This window comes from uncultured Bacteroides sp., assembly GCF_937912035.1.
Taxonomy (GTDB): Bacteria; Bacteroidota; Bacteroidia; order Bacteroidales; family Bacteroidaceae; genus Phocaeicola.
Genome location: NZ_CALDPF010000043.1, coordinates 42,828 through 62,990, shown reverse-complemented (window position 1 = coordinate 62,990; position 20,163 = coordinate 42,828). Strand labels below are relative to the sequence as shown.

The window sequence follows — 20,163 nt, the reverse complement described above, 5'->3', positions numbered from 1 at the left end:
ATATCGTCGCTGTGATAAAACAGCATTGTGCTTTACAGATTATGCTTGTCGTTTGGAGTCTCAAACGGTAGATAGATAGTAAATTCCGTAAATTCTCCTTCTGTGCTGTTTACAAATATTCTTCCCTCATGGGCTTTTATTACCTGATCAACAAAGTTCAGGCCCAGGCCGAAGCCTGAAGTTCTGTTTCTGCGGCTGTGCTTTGCCGCCGCTGCGCGTTCATATTTCTGGAATATGATTTTCTGGTCGGCTTCGGATATACCCAGACCATTGTCACGTACTTTCAGTATGGTGTAGCGTTCGCTCTCTTCAGCCGTGATATTAATTTCTACGCTTTCCTTTGAGTACTTGATGGCATTATCAATCAGATTGCTTAATACTTCACCCAGATAATCGTTGTCGGCATAAGCTGTTTTGGCCTGCAAGCTGATGATAAAGTTTACAGGTTTCTGTGCTTTTGCCTTGAATTTCTCAGTCAGTTTCTCTATTATCGGTGTAAGCTTAACTTCTGTTTTGTTCATCTCCAGTTTATGGTTTTCCAGTTTGGAGATGGTAAGTATCTTGTTTGTGAGAGCAAACAAGTGGTCTGTTTCGCTTTCCGCTATGTTCATGTATTTGTTCTTTATCTCGGGTTTGCCTTCCAGTCTTCCGCTTTTCAGCATATCCTGCACCATCATAATAGTACTTAGAGGTGTTTTCATGTCATGTACCATGGCGTATGAGAAGTCCTCACGGATTTGGGAGATTTTGTTTAGTTTGAAGATATATTTAATCTGATAGACAGTGCAGACAATTGTTAGAATAGTCATTATGATTGTTGTTATGAATATAATCCACATCTTATTAAATATATTCCAATATGGATTTATCAGAACTAGCTGCATGCCAATGGATTTATCTAATTTTATGGGAATAACCTCAGTTTTGATGATTCCTAGCTTGGGAATTGTTATCTTTTTACTGGTTTGTATAGTTTTGCAGGAATCAATGACGCAGACTATGAATTCAGAGTTGATATTTTTTTTACTTAGTTGTAAATCAGTAAGTGAATCTATTTCTGATAAAGAATATTTATAGCCTAATTTGCTTATTCCGTCATATATATAAGTGATTATTGAAATAGAATCATTTGGCGCTCCTCCACCTATGACAGTTCCTTCAGGAACACTCTTGGATATTATATTAGCTTCTTTATATAATGCCTGGTCAAATAAATCTGTACATTCTTTTTTAATTTCTTCTTTTACAAAAAGATATGTATTGCAAAGCCATAAGCTTTGCAGTGAGAAGATGGAGATTAACCCTAAAATTGTTATTATATGAATGTATTTCTGTTTAGACATTTTTTTATTTGCAAAGTTAATAACATTATGCAGATATATAACTAAGCTTTTGCAGAAAACATCTTAACCTAAAGATAACGTATTGATAACATAAACTCTTGTTCTTTACGCATACCTTTGCAACATAAGAAATAACAAATGAAGTATAACTTAAAAAAATGAACACAATGAAAAAGACACTATTATTCGCGTTGCTGTTCTGCATCACGCTTGGTGCTAAGGCGCAACTGTTATGGAAAATATCAGGTAACGGACTTGACAGACCATCATACGTTATAGGAACGCATCACCTTGCACCGCTCAGTATCAAGGACAGTATAGCCAATCTGCAACAGGTTATTGACCAGACCGAACAGGTGTATGGTGAACTCGTGATGGAGGATGCTACAAATCCTGAATCTGTTATGAAGATGCAGCAGGCTATGGTACTGCCGGCCGACACTACACTGAAAAGCCTTTACACACAGGCACAATATGATACCATAGCATCTGTGGTAAAGACCTATATAGGAGTAGATCTTTCCTTGTTCGATAAGCTGAAACCTGCGGCTGTAACTACCCAACTGGCATTGGCTTTGGCTATGAAGTCGCTGAAAGGATTTAATCCGCAGGAACAACTTGACACTTGGTTCCAGACACAGGCACGACAGGCAGGAAAGAAGGTAGGAAGTCTGGAAACCGTTGATATGCAAGTAAATGTTCTTTACAATTCGCAAACTCTGGCACGTCAGGCACTCTTATTGCACTGCGCCGCTACTCATATTGAGCAGGGTATTGACCAGACATTACGTATGACGAATGCTTACATGAAACAGGATTTGGACGGACTTCTTTCCATTATTGAAGAAAAAATCAACAATTCCTGCGACAGTACTCCAGAAGAGCAGGAAACACTGATATACGGACGTAACGCAAACTGGGCCCGTCAGTTACCTGACATTATGAGGCAGTCCCCAACCTTGTTCGTAGTTGGTGCCGGACATTTGCCTGGTCCAAAAGGTTTGCTGAAGTTGATTCAGGAACAGGGATATAGGGTAGAGGCTATGAAATAGACCATGAATATATAAATATAAGGAATCTGATCATATATTATTATGACTGTATTTCTGTTGGAATTTATAGTGCTGTTTAGGCGTGCGCACGTTCGAGTTTAAATGTGCGCACATTCGATCTTAAATGTACGCACGTTTTACCTGAAATGTGCGCACGTTTTTTTCGGAACACGAGGAAGGAAAAATCCGTACAAAAACGGCCAGTGAAGTTTACCAAATAGAATCCTTCAGATTTTCTCTCTTAAAAGTTTAACGATGTAATCCCTGATATTCTGTACGGCTGTTTGCAGAATGTCAGGGATTTTTGTATCGGACGTATTGAGCAAGCAACGGTCATTTAATTTAAAGTTTAGAATATAAAAATATAAATATCAACGTATTAATTCGTATATTTGCATCAATCAGTAATAAAGGAGTTAATATGAACAACAGTGATTTTACTTGTGGCCATTTTGTCAATCCGTTTACGGATATTGGCTTTAAAATTATTTTCGGACAGCCTGCCAGTAAGGAATTGCTAATCACGCTGCTTAATGAACTTCTGAAAGGCGAACACTGCATAGAGAACCTTACTTTCCTTGATAAGGAAAATCATTCAGACAATATGGACGATGCAGGAATCATATACGATCTTTATTGTCTTACTACTACTGGTGAGTATATTATTGTTGAAATGCAAAACCGCCTGCACAGTAATTTCCTTGACCGTACGCTATTCTATATGTGTCGTGCCATTGGTAGACAAGTTGAGAATATACGTGAGAAAAGGAAAAAGGAACAGGAACTTCGTTCGGAGAACTCTGTTTCCAATTGTGAGGATAGCTTTGTTTTAAGTGAACCAAAACCGGACAAATATGGAGCCAGATATAAACTCTCTAAAGTTTATGGTATATTCCTGATGAATTTCTGTGAACCTGATTTGGAGGAAAAATTCCGAACTGACGCGGTTATAGCTGATATGGAAAATGGAAAAGTGATAAACGGCAGGTTCCGTCAGATTTTTTTGCAATTTCCATATTTCAAGAAAGAACTTCGAGATTGTGAAACTCTTTATGATAAATTGATTTATACACTCAAAAATATGCAACATTGGAACAGAATGCCGGATGCTCTTAAAGAGCAGGTCTTTAATCGCCTGGAAGAACTAGCTTCTGTGGCTAATCTCTCTTTGGAAGACCGTATTGCTTATGATAAAGCTTTAGACCGTTATAGAGTAAGCAGGATAGTGGAGGAAGATGCCCGTGAGGCAGGATGGAAGAAAGGGCTTGAAGAGGGGCGCGCAGAGGGTCGTGCGGAAGGTCTTGCAGAAGGTCATGCAGAAGGACTTCTGGAAGGTAAAAAATCTGTCGTTGCTAAATTGAATGCTTTCGGACTGTCTATTGAGCAAATTCAGGAGGCTACCGGATTGACCGAAAAGGATATAAGAGACTTGTTGGTATAATGTGGCTTTTCTGTTCAGATTTCTGATAATAAAAAATATTAATATTTAAGTCCTTTGTTGATTACCGGCGGGTATCTTCAAAGGACTTTTTTCTATTACGTCTGTTTATATAATTGAATTAATTCGTTTTTATCGCATTAGATTAAAAATATATCGTTTTTCGATAAATTTTTTCTTGTTTTTCTTTTGTACTTAAAAAATAGTATATACATTTGCATATCGAAAAACGATAAATATTTATTGAAAACAAGTAAGAGACGATTAAAATAATAACAACGAATAAACATTGAGATTATGAAAACAGTACGTATTTTAGGATTTGTGGTAATAGCGATAATCGTATTTTTCGCTTCTACAGACGTGCTCAGAAAGTTTGGTGAAACAGATGATTCTATTCCTCGTACATATGTTGGAATGAATCCGGTATTGGTTTCTGTAGTACAAGATAAAACTTTGATTCCGGATAGTCTGTACAATTATGCAGAGAGCAGGAAAGTACCATATAAGCTGGATACTATATCTACATATGTTACTTTTGATAGTTTTTATACTGATTACTTTATAATACTGACAGTTCCTTTTCTGTTATTTTTCTTATATGGCTTTGTATCTCTTGTAGGTCTTTTGCTGGATATTTGCCGTAATAAGGTGCTTACCAAAAAGAATGTACGCCGTATGCGTATGTTTGTTTATTCTTTTGTATTGTTTTCAGCAATAAAGGAATTAGGGGAATATATAATTCTCAGGTTGTGAACGAAATAACTTTACCTGCAGGTTATACGATTGACGCTTTCGGACTGAAATATCCTTGGATATTGTTTATGTTGTTGGTATTGTTTGTCGAAATATTTGCCAAAGCAGAGAAAATTAAGGAAGAAAATGATTTGACAATTTAACTAATGAAAGGGAATAACAATGAAGACGATATGGAAAATGCTCAAGCAGCGCTATAAAAATATGGGTAATCTTCTGTTTGCTGTTCTGGTTGGAATGATAAGTGTAATGATGTATTTTGGTCCTACTATTGTAAGACTTTTGCTGGCTGGCACTTCTGAACGGATGCTGGGCGGAGTGTATGCATGTAATTTATTGGTCATTCTTGTGTTTTGCTTTTGTATAATCAGGATTGACTGCCGAAAACTGATTAGTAATAAGACTGCTGGTCTTATGGAGAGTATTGGCTCTTTTACGGTTCTTTTTATGTTGATTCGTAATTCTTTTGCAAAGAGAGCAGGTGATTTGGGAGATGAATTTTTATATTCATTGGATTGGTTCACTATTATGTTATTTGGAATTATGATGGCATTTATAGGAAAGATAGTGCGTCGTGCGGTAAAAATTAAGGAAGAAAATGATTTGACAATTTGATAGATAAAAAAAACTGACATATATGCCTATAATAGTAAACTTGGACGTAATGATGGCGAAACGCAAGATTTCGCTTGGTGAACTGGCCGAACGTATAGACCTTACTCCGGCAAACCTTTCTATACTTAAAACTGGAAAGGCTAAAGCTATACGTTTCTCTACTTTGGAGGCTATCTGTAAGGAACTGGACTGCCAGCCGGGAGATATTCTGGAATACAGGGATGAATGAAGTCTTAACGTAAAGATAACATAGCGATAACATAAACTAATCTTCTTTGCGCATACCTTTGCGGCATAAGAACAACTAATCAATATAAAAGTTATGAGAAGAATTATGAAACTGGCTTTTGTAGCCATTGCAGGATTTGCCTGCTTGCCGGTAGCTGTCAGGGCACAGCAGATGCCTCCGGTACCGGTGGATAAGGAAGTGAGAATAGGTAAACTGGATAACGGACTTACATACTATATCCGTCATAATGAATATCCTAAGAACCAGGTGGACTTCTATATCGCCCAAAAGGTGGGTAGTATCCTTGAAGAGGACAACCAGCGCGGATTGGCGCATTTTCTTGAACACATGTGTTTCAACGGAACAAAGAACTTCCCGGGTAACTCAATGATAAAATGGCTTGAGTCAGTAGGTGTGAAGTTCGGTTATAACTTGAATGCCTATACCAGCATTGATGAAACTGTATATCGTATCTCCAGTGTACCTACAGAGCGTATCGGGGTGCAGGATTCATGTCTGATGATTCTGTCCGACTGGGCTGACGGCCTTTTGCTTGAAGGTAAGGAGATAGACGAGGAACGTTCCGTTATACATGAGGAATGGAGAAGCCAGCTGCCACCGAATATGAGAATAATGGAGAAACTGCTTCCGGAAATATATCCTGACAGCAGATATGGACACCGACTTCCTATAGGAACCATGGAAGTAGTGGACAATTTCCCGCATCAGGCTTTACGCGACTATTATGAAAAGTGGTACCGTCCTGACCTGCAGGGTATAGTTGTGGTAGGTGACATTGATGTTGACCGTATAGAAGGCAAGATCAAGGAAATGTTCTCAAAGATTGAGAAGCCTGTAAATCCGGTAGAAAGGGTTTACTACCCGGTGGCCGATAATGAAAAGCCTATTGTAGCTTTCGGCTCGGATAAGGAGCAGGATAAATATGTAGCTCAGATTATGTTCAAATATGATGCCCTGCCTGATTCATTGAAGGGCACAATGGCTGATATTACAACCTCTTATCTGCTTGATATGGCCCAAATGATGCTTCAGATAAGACTGAACGAACTGGGGCAGAAGGCAGATGCTCCGTTTGCTGTGGCTTCTGCATTTTACGGTGAGTTCATTATGGCAAAGACTAAACAGGCTTTCCAAATGGCTATGGTTCCTAAGGGTAACAGCTTCAACGAAGGACTGAAGGCTGTCTATCGTGAGGCTCTTCGTGCAAAGAGGGGAGGATTTACTGCTACTGAATATGCGCGTTGCCGCACAGAATATCTTTCTCAGCTTGAAAAGGCATACAATAACCGCAACCAGCAGGAAAACAAGACTCTTGCAGAATCGTATGTACGCAACTTTATCGACAAGAAACCTATACCTGGTATAGAGACAGAATATCAGATGATGAGCATGATTGTAAACCAGATACCAGTGGAAGCTGTAAATCAGGTGTTCTCGCAGATTGTTTCGGACAAAAATCTGGTTGTTCTTGGTATGATGCCTGCACGCGAAGGGGAGTCATGTCCTAAGGATGAGGATATACTTGCATTGCTTTCTCAGGTGGAAGCAGAAAACATTGCTCCTTACGTTGACAATGTGAAGGATGAACCTCTGGTAAGCGAATTGCCTGCAGCCGGAAAGGTGGTGAAGGAAAACATGCTTTCTGATTTCGGTGCCAAGGAATGGATTCTTTCAAACGGTGCCAAAGTGATATTGAAGAAAACTGACTTCAAGGCTGACGAAATCAATATGATGGCTGTGGCAAAAGGCGGTACTTCTGTTTATGGCAACGATAAAGCTGCGGACTTGATGTTTATGCCTGCCGTATTGGAACAGCACGGTCTGGGTAATTTTACCAATTCTGATCTTACCAAGCTGATGGCCGGCAAGCAGGTATCCCTGAAAGTTGCTTTCGAGGACTATGTACGTAGTCTTTACGGAAATACCACTCCAAAGGATCTGAAGACTTATATGGAGATGATATACATGACTTTCACAGGACTGACAGTAACAGAGGATGAATTTGCTGCAATGCAGAATCTGTATAAGGGATTGATCCAGAATCAGGAGCAGAACCCTAGTTTTGTCTTCCAGAAGAAGGTTCAGGAATTCCTTTATACTTCGCCTAACAAGCAGGTGTTCGGTGTAAGTGATATTGAGAAGGCAAACCGTGAGAATATCCTTTCTATCATACATGAACAGCTTGCTAATGCAGTGGACTTTACATTTGTATTCAGCGGTAACTTTGATGAAACTGAATTAAAGACACTTGTTGAACAGTATATCGCTTCACTGCCTTCTGTGAAAGGAAAAAAACAGGAATTGAAATATAACAGTGCGGTAGAAATCAAGTCCGGTAGCGAAGAAAAGGATTTCACAATGAAGATGGAAGTGCCTCAGGGTAGTGCTGCTGTCATCATCAGCGGAAAGATGCCTTACTCGTTCAAGAACAGGCTGATGGCTTCAATGTCGGCACAGATAATTTCTACACGTCTATTGAATGAGGTTCGCGAAAAGGAAGGTGCGGTATATAGTATATATACACAGGGCTCTCAGGACAGACTGTCAGAAGTGTCAGTCACATATCAGACTATATTCCAGGTTAAGCCTGAAAAGAAAGACCGTGCGCTTGAAATAATCCGCAGCGAGTTTGATAAGCTGGCAAAGGAAACTCCGGCAGAAGAACTTGACAAGGTGAAGGAGTTTATGGTTAAGCAGTATGCCGAGAATGAACATACAAACAGTTATTGGTGTTCTATGATTGCAGGCAACGAACTTAAACCGGCCGAAGTATTTGCTCAGGCAGAAAAGGCAATCTTGTCTGTCACTCCAAAAGAACTTTCGGAATATGTCGGCAAAGTTATGAAACAGAACAACTACAGGGTGTTGGTTATGATGCCTGAAAACAAGTGATTTGATTTTTCTGAACTATAAAAGGCTAAGCTTGGAGAACGGGCTTAGCCTTTATTATTTTAGTATGTCGAGATATATATTTACGTCTTTATTATCAATCGTTTAAAACATAATTTATAATATCATTTTTTATTAGTATTTTTGCGGCTCAAATAATAACACATAGGATTAATGAGAACATTACGTTTATTTTACCTTTTTATTCTTTGTCTGTCTTTCTCCGGTTACGCTTCATCGCAGATTGTTGAAAAGGCACTTGATATATTACGTAAGGACAGTTTGGTAAAACCTGCTGTTACTGTTGCAGATTCTGATTCTGTTCTGCTGGCAGCCGCAAGGGAAGAGTTGGCTGCATTGCGGTTGAATGAGGCAAATATGCGAATGGAAATGGAGCAGATGAAGATAGCAATGTATGCGGCGGATTCCATAAAACTGGCAAAACAGAAGCAACGTATCGATTCATTGAGAAATGTAACATGCGGTGTACCTGTTGTTGTAGATAATGATACATTGTTTTACTATTATGCCAAACGTGGAGGACATACACCTCAACAACGTGCGGAAAATGTGGCAAATGAAATTCTCAGACTGGGAAAGCGTTTTAATCTCCAGCCAGATTCGCTGTATATTGAAAACAGTGAAATTGTGACAGATTTGATGTACGGCGACAAGGTTATAGTATCATTCACTGATCAGGATGGACTTTGGGAAGGCTGTTCACGCGATCAGTTGGCTGCCAATAAACGCACTGTTATTGTGGAGAAATTGCGTATGATGAAGGAAGAACACGGATTTCTGCAATTGTGTAAACGTGTTTTCTATTTCATTCTGGTGCTGGTAGGACAATACTTGTTGTTCCGGGCTACAAACTGGCTTTTCCGAAAACTAAAAGTACGTATTATCAAGTTGAGGAATACACGCCTTAAGCCTTTTTCTATTCAGGATTATGAGTTGCTTGATACGTATAAGCAGGTAAAACTGCTGGTATTTCTTGCCAATATCATTCGATATATATTCATGTTTCTGCAGCTGTTGCTTACCGTTCCGATGCTGTTTTCAATTTTCCCCCAGACAAAGGATCTTGCTTATAAGCTGTTTTCATATATATTGACTCCCGTAAAGAGTATTATAGCAGGAGTACTCTCATATATTCCTAACTTGTTTACTATATTTGTCATTTGTCTGGCTATCAGGTATCTGGTGCGTTTCTTCAGATATTTGGCAGAAGAAATACAGTCTGAAAGATTAAAACTGCGAGGATTCTATCCGGATTGGGCGATACCAACTTTCCATATCATCCGCTTCTTGCTGTATGCGTTTATGATTGCTATGATTTATCCTTATCTGCCTGGCTCTAACTCTGGCGTTTTTCAGGGTATTTCGGTTTTTGTAGGTTTGATAGTATCGTTAGGATCTAGTACTGTTATCGGAAATATTATTGCCGGACTGGTCATTACATATATGCGACCGTTCAAGATTGGCGACCGTATTAAACTGAACGACACTACAGGTAATGTGGTTGAAAAAACTCCTTTGGTTACACGTATCCGCACTCCGAAGAATGAAGTGGTTACTATTCCAAACTCATTCGTGATGTCTTCGCATACGGTTAATTTCAGCCAGTCGGCGCGTGAATTCGGACTTATTATTCATTCTGAGGTTAGTATTGGATATGATGTTCCATGGAGAGTTGTCAATAAGTTATTGATAGAGGCTGCACTTAATACTCCGGGAGTAGTGGATGATCCAAGACCTTTCGTCCTTTCCACATCTTTAAGTGACTGGTATCCTGTATATCAGGTAAATGCCTATATCAAAGATGCTGACCGTTTGGCGGAGATTTATTCTGATCTTCATCAGAACATTCAGGATAGATTTAATGAAGAAGGTGTGGAAATTATGTCTCCACATTATATGGCTGTGCGCGATGGCAACGCTTCTACTATACCTCCAAAAGAAGATGCCGACAAATAAGTATTAAATGAATCATAAATCAAAGCCGGATTCAATATTGTATTTTTAAACGGGAATACATTATTGAATCCGGCTTTGATTTTTATGTTAGCTTGTTTTTTAGATGTGACCTACAAATCAGTAGCTTATCTTTATGCCTGCAAATATAGAACGTGGCGTTCCAGGGCCATAGATATACCCGGAGTCTCTGTTTGCACCTTTGTCGAAGTCTTTCTGATAGGCATTGAATATATTCTGTACTCCTGCATTTAACTGAAGAGTTGTACTCTTATACAGGCTGAAGTCGTAAGAGGCTTTTAATCCTATATCCATAAAGCTTCTTGTCTTTTCTGTTCTGTTTTTTTCGATATATCCTTTGTGGTGTTCCACTAGCATACTTCCTGTATAAGTACCTGATAACGCTACATTAAAATGTTTCACCGGAGCGTATGTCATTGTAAAATATCCGTATGTGTTTGGTGTACGGAACATTCTTTTTTCTTCTGCTACATCTTCGCTCCAAGCTCTTGCTTCCTTATATTCAGCTTTCTGTAGCGTTAATCCGGCCTGCAACTGCCAGATATTACGCCATGCAAGTTTACCTTCAAGTGTTCCTCCATAAACTACAGAACCTTTTTCGTTTCCGCGTTCCATGATGAGGATGCCGTTCTCGTTACCTATTTCTGTCAGTGCAAATACATCTGAAATGTTAGTATAGAATCCTTCTACCAGAAGATTTCCCTGCCAGTCTCCCCAGTTGTGATACATATCTGCAGAGATGCTTGTGCTTTGTGATTTTTCTTCTTTTAAATCTTCTGCCAGACGAATCATCGAAACCGTACCTCCTACATTCTCTATATGCAGGTCTTCATCGAATGCCTGTGGAGCACGGAAACCGAATGAATAGCTTGCACGCAGATTGATATTTTCAGTAGGGTTGAAACGAAGGTTTGCTCTCGGACTGAATATCGGTTTGCTCAGCATGCTGTGTTTGTCCAGACGACCACCGATAAGGAAACTCCACATCTCGTTTTTCCATTCGTTCTGTGCAAAGGCACTCATAATTCTTACTTTCTGTGCAACGTATCTGTTGTATCCCCACTGGTTATCCTTCAGATTGTCGTAATTATATTCAGCACCGGCTGTAAGGTCGGCAGGCATGAACAGACATTTGTCCCAATGATAATTGTATTGTGTACCTGCTATCCATGTAATGTCAGTTGTCCCTCCGTATGCCTTTAGTGCAGTTTCACTGCTTTGTCCGCCACCATAGTAACTGTCGCGGTTAATATGTTGTGCTGATGTGTAGATGCTCACGCGATGTTTCTCGTTTGGTGAGAAATAGTCAAACTTCAATCCTCCGGTGTTTATGCTGTGAGTGAGCTGTTCGGCTATGTTTGCTTCGTGAGCAGGCCGGTCAAGCATATCACCTCCGCGTCTGAATTCCTGCAGATGATGATATTCCATTGTAAGTTTGGAGTAAGTACTTGTCTTTATATACGAACGCATACCTACAGTCTGGTTCTTGAGTTTAGGAAGTTCGGTGAAACCGTCGGCATCGTTATCATAACCGTTCCTTTCTCTATTTTGTCCGAAAACAGCGATTCCCATTTTCTGATCTTCTGTGACCAGTGAAGCATTCATTGTTGTATTATTTTCGAATACGTTACCATCACCAATACCAGTAAGAGTGTGTGATATTTGTGCAGAGTTTCTTATCGGTTCTTTTGTAATAATATTTATAGTACCAGCTATGGCAGATGAGCCAAACAAGGCAGAACCTCCACCACGCATTACTTCCACCCGGTCTATCATATTTGCAGGAATCTGTTCAAGACCGTAAACTCCCGAGAGGGCACTGAATATTGGGCGTGAGTCTATAAGAATTTGAGTGTATGGACCATCCAGACCATTTATTCTGACTTGCTGAAAACCGCAGTTTTGGCAGTTGTTTTCCACTCTTATACCAGGTTGAAAATTCAATCCCTGAGCCAGGCATGAAGAGTTTGTATTCTCGAATGTCTTCATAGAAACTACATTTACCAATGTAGGAGCCATACGGCGTGTGGTTTCGTTTCTGTTTGCAGAAACCACTACACCTTCAAGCGAAATAAGGTCCTCTTCTATCTCGAAATTCATTTCTATTGTTTTTCCCTTCTTGAAATTTATTTCCTTGCGAATCGTCTTATATCCGACAGATGAAACTTCTACTGTGAATGTTCCTTCAGGAAGGTTTTTCAGAAAGTAGTGACCGGTCTCATCGGTGGTTGTACCGATAGTAGTACCTTTCAGGCTTATTGTAATAAAAGCCAGATGTTCATGGGAGTGTTTGTCTGTCACGTGGCCTATCATGTTAGCATCCGATTCATTTAACTCGTATGCATATAACTGGTAGGGGAGCAATGTAAGTATTGTTCCAAGTATAATGGTATATATTGTTTTCATTTGATTTTGCGTTTAAATTTTTAGACATGATATATGAGTATATCTTCATTTGGAAGACATACGATATAAAATAAAGAATTTATTATATCAGTCTAATGCCGGAGGGGCACGCAGAGAGATAACTCCGTATGTAGCACTGTAAGGCTTGTTGCAGACAGCAGGTGTTATAAGAATGCCAATCAGTAAAAGCCACAATACGGGACTTAACGGCTGAGGTATATCGCCATAAGTGTAGAATGAAGATAGGAAAAAGATTGTTTCGGCCTGTTGTGCCGTATGGGTATGTTCGCTGTTGTATGGATGGGAGTGTACGATTATAACCCCATTTACTACATGAGTATGTGTAAACAGTGTTATTCCCCCGAAATAGAATATAAATAATATCGGAAGGAAAAAGCGCATGAATTTTAAATGTCTTTTTTCCTTAAGCATGTGAAGCCTATGTGCCTACTAATCCCTATTTGTTTGCAAAAATACGATATTTAGGGTTATTGTCAAATACTTGTTAATGGTACATGGTGGATTTAATACAAATGCAATGTTGAAATACCTACTAATGATTATAATCTAGTATCTTTTGTATGTTTTAATACCAATTTTTAGGTATTGCCATCTTTTTGATATCGTAATAATTTTGCGATTGAGAATTTAAGGCGTTTTATGAGATCTAATTTGTTGTTAATATTAATATTTTTAATCACTCCAATAGCTGGATTTTCATTTAACATATCAGGCAAGATACTTGATATAAAATCTAAAAAGCCAATAGAGTTTGCTACTGTATGGGTTGAGGGTACTGGTATTGGTGCAGTGACAGATTTAAATGGAGCATTTCTGATAAATAATCTTTCTGAAGGTAATTATGAATTTATCATTAGATGTTTGGGATATACAGAGAAAAAGGAGAAAATATATTTCATGAAGAATACTGATGTGGTGTTTTATCTTTCTGAAACATCTTTGGCTTTGGACGAGGTGACCGTTACAGCAGAGAGGAAAGCTTATGCTGCCACGACATATACGCTGAACAGGACTGCATTGGACCATTTGCAGAGTGTAAGTGTAACGGATGCCTTAAGCCTGTTGCCCGGTGAACAGACAAACAAATATAAAGCATTGACATCTTCAGAACAGGTCGTAACCTTGAGAGGTGAAACTACGGAGATGGGTAATCCTGATTTTGGAACTGTAGTTGAGTTGGATGGAGTAAGACTTTCCGGTAATGCTACTGCTCAATCTACGGGTGGAACAGATTTAAGGAATGTTGGTAATAATAACGTAGAAAGAATAGACGTTATTACAGGTGTTCCTTCTGTGGAATATGGTGACCTGACAAACGGTGTTGTCAGAATAATAACTCGAAAAGGTAAAAGTCCTCTTTTTGCAGACATATCAGTACGTCCCAATACTCAGTCATATTCACTCAGTAAGGGTGTTGATTTGGGAGGAAAAAGAGGGATAGTCAATCTGTCATATGAGCGTGTACGTTCTGTCTCTGATATTGCATCTCCATATACTTCTTATATGAGAAATGCTTTTGGTCTCAAGTATTCCAATGCAGTAAATTATTCGTCAGGGAGAAATCTTTCTATGGATTTCAGTCTGAATGGTAATGTGGGAGGATTGAATTCTGAATCAGACCCGGATGCTTTCAAGGAAACTTATACCAAGAAAAAAGACAATGCCTTGTGGAGCAGTGTCGCTTTCAATTATATGATAAACTCCAATTGGCTTTCAAATCTGAGGTGGGGGATGACTTTCTCATATTCTGATAAAATGACGGAAGTGAAGACAAACAAATCTGCATCATCCGCTATGCCTGCTTTGCATACCACAGAAGAAGGGTATTTCGTAGCTTCTAAATATGAAGACAATCCTTCGTCACCAATAATTCTGTTGCCTACGGGATACTGGTATGTCACTACATATAATGATAACCGTCCGATAAATTATTCAGCTTATGTGAAAGCAAGGTGGACACATAAGATTGGAAATATAACAAGTAATTTACTGTTGGGCTCGGATATTAAGTCAGACGGTAATCTGGGAAGAGGAGAGTATTATACAGATATGTCCGTTGCACCAACCTGGAGAGAATACAGATACGATAATCTGCCGTATATAAATAACTGGGCCTCATATATAGAAGAGGATTTGAATGTATCATTCAGAAATTCCAGTCTGAATCTGAAGGCAGGATTGAGAAATGATATGACTATAATATCTGGTTCTGATTATGGAACAGTTTCGAGTCTCTCTCCAAGAATCAGTGCGAAATATTCGTTTGGCAATGCTGATACCGGATTCTTTAGAGGGGCAACAGTCAGAATGGGATGGGGTAAAGCCGTAAAGCTTCCTTCATTTGAGATTCTTTATCCCAGAGAAACGTATGTGGATAGGTTGGCTTTTGCTCCAGGAACAATGGCTGACGGAACTACATATTATGCTTACCACACTCATCCGGTCACCCCTATATATAATTCATCACTGAAGTGGCAATATAGCATAATGCGTGAGTTTGGTGCAGATGTTAAGTTAAAATGGGTAAAGATGTCATTGTCCTTTTATTATAACAGTATGATGAGTTCATATTCCAGTACTAAGTTTTATTCACCTTTTGATTATAAACTTACGGACCAGAGTGCTTTGGAGTCTTGTTTGATTCCTTCTTCAGACAGGATTTACAGTATTGACCGTAATACTGGTGTCGTTACTGTATCCGACAAAACTGGAACCTTTCCTTCACAAGAACTGCACTATAAAGTTGTAAATGATTTTCAGTCGGCAAGTATGAGTATAAATGGCTCTTCGTCATCAAGAATGGGACTGGAGTGGGTATTGGATTTTGATAAAATTAAATCAATAAACACTTCTGTACGGATAGACGGAAAGTATTACAGATATAGAGGAGTTGATGAAGTTATTGTGCCATCCAGGGTTAACCTAACAAGTTCAGACGGGCAGCCATACAAATATATAGGATATTATGTTGGCGGAACCGGTAATTATAATGGCTTCGAGAGTAAACGCTTAAACACAAATCTGACTTTTATCACACACATACCTAAATTGAGAATGATTTTTTCATTGCGTTTCGAAGGTACATTAATGAATATACGTCAGAATCTGAGTGAGTACAGTGGAGGTACAAGAAGTTATGTAATCGATGACAGAGGTGATTATTTGCCGTCTGCTACGGATAAAAATATTTATGATGGAGATAATTATGTAGTGACTTATCCATTGTATTATGTATCGCGCGATGATATGGATATCAAAGTTCCATTTATGGAAAAACTGTTGTGGGCATACGATAATGATAAGGACTTATATAATGAGTTGACTAAACTTGCTGTAAAGAGCAGTTACGGATATATATTCAAGAAACAGAGTTATTCACCTTATTTCTCAGCCAATCTCAATGTGTCAAAAGAAATAGGTAAGTATCTTACTGTTTCATTTTTTGCAAATAACTTCTTCTACAGTACGCAGAAGTTAAAGAACGAACAGACAGGAAACGAAACGTCATTGTTTGATTCAAACCTTATAACTCCTTTTAATTACGGAATATCGTTTAAACTAAAATTATAATTGTTATGAGAAAACTTTTTTTAGCTTTAAGCATTTTGATGCTTAGTTTATTAGTCTATTCATGTACGGAGAAAGATAATCCGCAATATGAGTTAAGTAAAGTAAAGATTCAGCTTGTATATCCCGAGGGGTATAACGCATCAAAAGGTGTGGAAGTATTGTTGAAGAATACTTCTACCGGAGCTGTGTTTACTGAAAAGACTGGTGCTGAAGGTACGGTTCTGTTAGAAGTTCCTAAGGGTATATATGAGGCTTCAGCTTCGGAACAAAGAGTTGTAGATGCTGAGGTTTGTATGTTTAATGGAGTAAACAGCAACGTGAATGCCAGTGCAGAAAATGTAGAAGCTGTAATAAATTTGGAATTGTCAAAAGGCGGATCGGTGGTTATTAAAGAACTATACGTAGGCGGATGTCCAAAAGACGACGGCTCTGGGTATTTTGCAAGAGACCAGTATGTGATACTTTATAACAATTCGTCTGCAACTTTAGATATAAGTGATTTTGCTCTTGCAATGGTAAATCCTTACAATTCGCAGAGTACAAATAATGACTATGTTGATGGAGAGTTGTTTTATGCATCGCAAGGATGGATACCTGCCGGAAATGGTTTGTGGTATTTTGAAAACAACGTAAAACTGGAGCCTGGAAAACAGATTGTTATAGCAATTTGTGGAGCTATTGATAATACAAAGACCTATTCGCAGTCAATAAACTATGCTAACAGTGAGTATTATTGCTGTTATGATATAGAGGATTATAATCTGACTTCTTACTATCCAACTCCTTCTGAATTAATTCCTACAGAACACTATCTGAAAGTTTATAGTTACGGATTGGGTAAGGCATGGCCTTTAAGCAATTCCAGTCCGGCATTTTATATCGTACGTCCTCAGGGAACAACTCTAAAGGAATTTGTTGACAACCCTGAAAATGAGAACATGTACGGTTCTAATCAGGTTCGTAGAAAAGTTCCTGTGGAATGGGTTGTCGATGGTATCGAAGTGTTTGCAAAAGGACAGTCGAACAATCAGAAAAGACTTCTGCCTACAATTGACGCAGGTTATGTGGAAATGACTGCCAAGATGGGCTATACTCTTTACAGAAATGTAGATAAGGAAGCTACTGAGGCTATCAAGGAAAATGAAGGTAAACTTGTATATAATTATTCACTAGGAGTAGAAGGTTCTACCGACCCAAGTGGAATTGATGCTGAGGCTTCAATTAAGAATGGTGCGAGAATCGTTTATAAAGACACAAACAATTCTTCTGTCGATTTCCACCAGAGAAGCAAAGCCTCATTAAGAAACTGATTATGTATTTTGTGAATACCAGGAATATTAAATTGGCAATGACAACGGGGATAATACTCCTCGTTGCTATGTCTATTTGTGCAGACGATAATCCTGCGGTTGCCGATATAGATTATACTGAGACTGTTCTAAGGTTTCATGCATCGAAGAGCAAGAATGCTTCTTTCCTTACTGATATGAAAAGCCCTAACTTATCTTATCTGGAGATGAATGGTCATATCCGTAAAGGTGATATGGTGAATTATTATCAGTCTGACTATAGCAGGGATTTTGAAATCATAACTGAGTCATATTATCGTTTCAATGAACGTCTGATGTTGTCCGGCGCGATATCATATGGAACGGATAAAGGCAACAATATGTCAGGTTCCGTATTCATCAATCCTGAATATACTCCTTTTGATATCGTAGAGATGGACAAATCCAATGCTGGAACCAAGCGCAGAGAATGGTATTCATTGAGTGGAAAAGCTGGGTATTCGCTGAACTCCAGAATCTCATTGGGAGCTTCATTGGAATATGCCGTTGAGAATTATGCTAAGTTCAAGGATTTGAGACATCAGAATTCCATGATGGATTTGAACCTGTCTTTAGGAGTCAAGTATAAAATCACAGATAATGTAACTTTTGGTTCTGCCTATGTTTATAGAAGAAACATTCAGAGGGTATCATTTAATATTTATGGTAATACGGACAGGCAATATACTTCGCTGATAAGTTTCGGTAGCTTTTATGGGCGTACTGAATTATTTGGCGAGAGTGGATATACCTCTAATGCTCTTCCTCTGTTTACGCAAACTAATGGTGGTGCTTTGCAACTGTTATGGGAAACAACCGGTATGAAGTGGTTTAATGAATTTGGTTATTATAAGGATAATGGACAGTTCGGAACAGGTTCTTCTACTTCAATTACTTATAGTAATCATAATTCTACAGGGCTGGAGTACAAGTCGAAACTTATAATAGAAAAGTCTCGTATATCTCATGTGTTAGAACTGAATGTGTTCAGCAAATCGCTCGAGAATAATGAGAACTCATATAAGGAAAGCACTGATGCAAACGGAGTATCACAAATCGTCTATTATGGTAGCAATAAAGTAGGCGAGAAGAAGTGGAAAGGGGCTGATATCACATATTCAATTCTTTCAGGAAAAGGAATACGGCGTTCCGAGTGGTCGGCCGGTATAGATGCTGGATATTATTCACGCCTTGTAACAGCTTCGCAGTATCCGTTCTACAGAAAGCAGGATATCAATAGAGTTCATGCTGGTTTGTTTGCGAAAAAGAACTGGTTTAAGAAGAAAAGTATTTACACAATATCGATAAAAGGTGGATATTCAACAGGATGGGGAAACATGAACGAAGACGGAACATACACCATTGTTTCAGAAAATCAGAAAGTACCTGTCTCGCTTGATAATCTGCTTGTTCAGGAATATGATTATAACATAGCAAGTCAGGTGAAATCTTGTGTCACTTTGGGATATGAAAGAGGAATTTCGGAAAAGCTGTCACTGTATTCAAGTGTAGATTTTTCGTTTCTGACAGCCTTGAATACCAGTATGAAAGGTAAGAAACACTTTGTATGCGGCCTTTCGGCTGGAGTTAAATTCTAATGTTAAAAAATAATATATATGGAGAAGATTATAGAATGCGATAAAATAACGCATTATTATGGAGACAGACTGATTTATGCCGACCTTAGTTTTGACGTAGAAAAAGGTAAGGTGTTAGGTCTGTTAGGAAAGAATGGAACGGGGAAGACAACCATTATAAACATTCTGAATGGATACTTGAAACCCCGCTCCGGTGTATGCCGTCTGTTTGGTGAGGATATGAATAACATAAGTCCTGCCACGAAATCAAGGATAGGCCTGTTGCTGGAAGGGCACGTACAGCATACATATTTCAATGTTCAGCAGATAGAGAAGTTTTATTCGGCATTTTTCCCAAAATGGAAGAAGGAAGCATATTATGAACTTCTTAAAAAGCTGCAGGTTCTTCCTACGCAGAAAATCTCTACTATGTCGTGTGGACAGCGCTCACAGGTAGCCTTGGGACTTTTGTTTGCGCAGGACCCTGATTTGCTGATTCTGGATGACTTTTCTATGGGATTGGACCCGGGTTATCGTCGTCTTTTTGTGGAATATCTGAAGGAATATGCTTCGGCAGAAAACAAGACTGTGTTCCTGACCTCACATATCATTCAAGATATGGAAATGCTTATAGACGACTGTATGATAATGGATTATGGCCGTCTGCTCCTCCACCGACCGGTTAAGGAGATAATGGACAACTTTAAGCGCTACAGATTTGTCACTCCGGGAAATGACTTCAAATTATCTGCCGATAATGATTTCTGGAATCCGTCTGTGCTTGGCGACAAATGGGAGGTTTATTCTTTCCTGAATAAAGAAGAGGTACTGTCAAAACTTACTGTAATGGGAGTAAAGGAGATTACAGAGGAGAATCTCTCACTTGAGGATGCATTTATTGGTCTGACAGGAAAATATTGATA

General features: G+C 38.8%; 15 protein-coding genes. 12 read left to right on the top strand and 3 right to left on the bottom strand.

Annotated features, from left to right (window positions below):
* Positions 1-32: 32 nt before the first annotated feature.
* Entirely contained in the window at positions 33-1,343 is a 1,311-nt protein-coding gene (locus Q0486_RS12650) for a HAMP domain-containing sensor histidine kinase (protein WP_299233918.1), read from the bottom strand.
* A 167-nt stretch (positions 1,344-1,510) separates the two neighbouring features.
* Between Q0486_RS12650 and Q0486_RS12645 the strand changes: the two genes are divergently transcribed.
* From Q0486_RS12645 to Q0486_RS12610, 8 genes are all read left to right on the top strand, one after another.
* Positions 1,511-2,395, top strand: a complete 885-nt coding sequence (locus tag Q0486_RS12645) for a TraB/GumN family protein (protein WP_299233915.1) — start codon at positions 1,511-1,513, stop codon at positions 2,393-2,395.
* A gap of 421 nt (positions 2,396-2,816) precedes the next feature.
* Complete coding sequence (locus Q0486_RS12640; RefSeq protein WP_299233912.1) at positions 2,817-3,836, top strand: PD-(D/E)XK nuclease family transposase; 1,020 nt, start codon at positions 2,817-2,819, stop codon at positions 3,834-3,836.
* A 294-nt stretch (positions 3,837-4,130) separates the two neighbouring features.
* The gene (locus Q0486_RS12635) at positions 4,131-4,589 is read left to right on the top strand and encodes a DUF2975 domain-containing protein (RefSeq protein ID WP_299233909.1); all 459 of its coding nucleotides are present in this window, start codon (positions 4,131-4,133) and stop codon (positions 4,587-4,589) included.
* A complete protein-coding gene (locus Q0486_RS12630) occupies positions 4,586-4,732 on the top strand; it encodes a hypothetical protein (protein ID WP_299233906.1) in 147 nt (48 codons plus the stop codon). The genes Q0486_RS12635 and Q0486_RS12630 overlap by 4 nt, the downstream gene beginning before the upstream one ends.
* Before the next feature lie 19 nt (positions 4,733-4,751).
* Positions 4,752-5,204 carry a hypothetical protein gene (locus Q0486_RS12625; protein ID WP_299233903.1) on the top strand — a complete coding sequence of 151 codons (453 nt, stop codon included), beginning with the start codon at positions 4,752-4,754 and terminating at the stop codon, positions 5,202-5,204.
* Positions 5,205-5,226: 22 nt separating this feature from the next.
* A complete protein-coding gene (locus Q0486_RS12620; RefSeq protein ID WP_204390448.1) occupies positions 5,227-5,433 on the top strand; it encodes a helix-turn-helix transcriptional regulator in 207 nt (68 codons plus the stop codon).
* A 93-nt stretch (positions 5,434-5,526) separates the two neighbouring features.
* The gene (locus Q0486_RS12615; protein WP_299233897.1) at positions 5,527-8,346 is read left to right on the top strand and encodes a M16 family metallopeptidase; all 2,820 of its coding nucleotides are present in this window, start codon (positions 5,527-5,529) and stop codon (positions 8,344-8,346) included.
* Between the two features lie 171 nt (positions 8,347-8,517).
* Positions 8,518-10,320, top strand: coding sequence for a mechanosensitive ion channel family protein (locus Q0486_RS12610; protein ID WP_299233894.1), 1,803 nt, complete (start codon positions 8,518-8,520; stop codon positions 10,318-10,320).
* Positions 10,321-10,437: 117 nt separating this feature from the next.
* Here the strand turns inward: Q0486_RS12610 and Q0486_RS12605 are convergent, their stop codons facing one another.
* Positions 10,438-12,744 (bottom strand): TonB-dependent receptor, encoded by a 2,307-nt coding sequence (locus tag Q0486_RS12605; RefSeq protein WP_299233891.1) that lies wholly within the window; start codon positions 12,742-12,744, stop codon positions 10,438-10,440.
* Between the two features lie 87 nt (positions 12,745-12,831).
* Positions 12,832-13,176: a hypothetical protein gene (locus Q0486_RS12600; RefSeq protein ID WP_299233888.1), complete on the bottom strand. Its 345-nt coding sequence runs from the start codon at positions 13,174-13,176 to the stop codon at positions 12,832-12,834.
* Positions 13,177-13,404: 228 nt separating this feature from the next.
* On the opposite strand from Q0486_RS12600, the gene Q0486_RS12595 reads away from it, so the two are divergent.
* The 4 genes from Q0486_RS12595 to Q0486_RS12580 are packed head-to-tail and all read left to right on the top strand — an operon-like array spanning position 13,405 to position 20,161.
* Positions 13,405-16,335, top strand: a complete 2,931-nt coding sequence (locus Q0486_RS12595; RefSeq protein ID WP_299233885.1) for a carboxypeptidase-like regulatory domain-containing protein — start codon at positions 13,405-13,407, stop codon at positions 16,333-16,335.
* Positions 16,336-16,340: 5 nt separating this feature from the next.
* Positions 16,341-17,645, top strand: a complete 1,305-nt coding sequence (locus Q0486_RS12590; protein ID WP_299233882.1) for a DUF4876 domain-containing protein — start codon at positions 16,341-16,343, stop codon at positions 17,643-17,645.
* Between the two features lie 38 nt (positions 17,646-17,683).
* Complete coding sequence (locus Q0486_RS12585) at positions 17,684-19,261, top strand: DUF6850 family outer membrane beta-barrel protein (protein WP_299233879.1); 1,578 nt, start codon at positions 17,684-17,686, stop codon at positions 19,259-19,261.
* A gap of 18 nt (positions 19,262-19,279) precedes the next feature.
* The gene (locus Q0486_RS12580) at positions 19,280-20,161 is read left to right on the top strand and encodes an ABC transporter ATP-binding protein (protein ID WP_299233877.1); all 882 of its coding nucleotides are present in this window, start codon (positions 19,280-19,282) and stop codon (positions 20,159-20,161) included.
* Positions 20,162-20,163: the final 2 nt, after the last annotated feature.

What these genes read in the sequence shown, in the direction of transcription:
- Q0486_RS12610 (WP_299233894.1), top strand. Translation starts at nt 8,518, where the DNA reads ATGAGAACATTACGTTTATTTTACCTTTTTATTCTTTGTCTGTCTTTC.
- Q0486_RS12635 (WP_299233909.1), top strand. Translation starts at nt 4,131, where the DNA reads ATGAAAACAGTACGTATTTTAGGATTTGTGGTAATAGCGATAATCGTA.
- Q0486_RS12640 (WP_299233912.1), top strand. Translation starts at nt 2,817, where the DNA reads ATGAACAACAGTGATTTTACTTGTGGCCATTTTGTCAATCCGTTTACG.
- Q0486_RS12650 (WP_299233918.1), bottom strand. Translation starts at nt 1,343, where the DNA reads ATGTCTAAACAGAAATACATTCATATAATAACAATTTTAGGGTTAATC.
- Q0486_RS12615 (WP_299233897.1), top strand. Translation starts at nt 5,527, where the DNA reads ATGAGAAGAATTATGAAACTGGCTTTTGTAGCCATTGCAGGATTTGCC.
- Q0486_RS12580 (WP_299233877.1), top strand. Translation starts at nt 19,280, where the DNA reads ATGGAGAAGATTATAGAATGCGATAAAATAACGCATTATTATGGAGAC.
- Q0486_RS12590 (WP_299233882.1), top strand. Translation starts at nt 16,341, where the DNA reads ATGAGAAAACTTTTTTTAGCTTTAAGCATTTTGATGCTTAGTTTATTA.
- Q0486_RS12600 (WP_299233888.1), bottom strand. Translation starts at nt 13,176, where the DNA reads ATGCTTAAGGAAAAAAGACATTTAAAATTCATGCGCTTTTTCCTTCCG.
- Q0486_RS12585 (WP_299233879.1), top strand. Translation starts at nt 17,684, where the DNA reads ATGACAACGGGGATAATACTCCTCGTTGCTATGTCTATTTGTGCAGAC.
- Q0486_RS12605 (WP_299233891.1), bottom strand. Translation starts at nt 12,744, where the DNA reads ATGAAAACAATATATACCATTATACTTGGAACAATACTTACATTGCTC.
- Q0486_RS12645 (WP_299233915.1), top strand. Translation starts at nt 1,511, where the DNA reads ATGAAAAAGACACTATTATTCGCGTTGCTGTTCTGCATCACGCTTGGT.
- Q0486_RS12595 (WP_299233885.1), top strand. Translation starts at nt 13,405, where the DNA reads ATGAGATCTAATTTGTTGTTAATATTAATATTTTTAATCACTCCAATA.
- Q0486_RS12625 (WP_299233903.1), top strand. Translation starts at nt 4,752, where the DNA reads ATGAAGACGATATGGAAAATGCTCAAGCAGCGCTATAAAAATATGGGT.
- Q0486_RS12620 (WP_204390448.1), top strand. Translation starts at nt 5,227, where the DNA reads ATGCCTATAATAGTAAACTTGGACGTAATGATGGCGAAACGCAAGATT.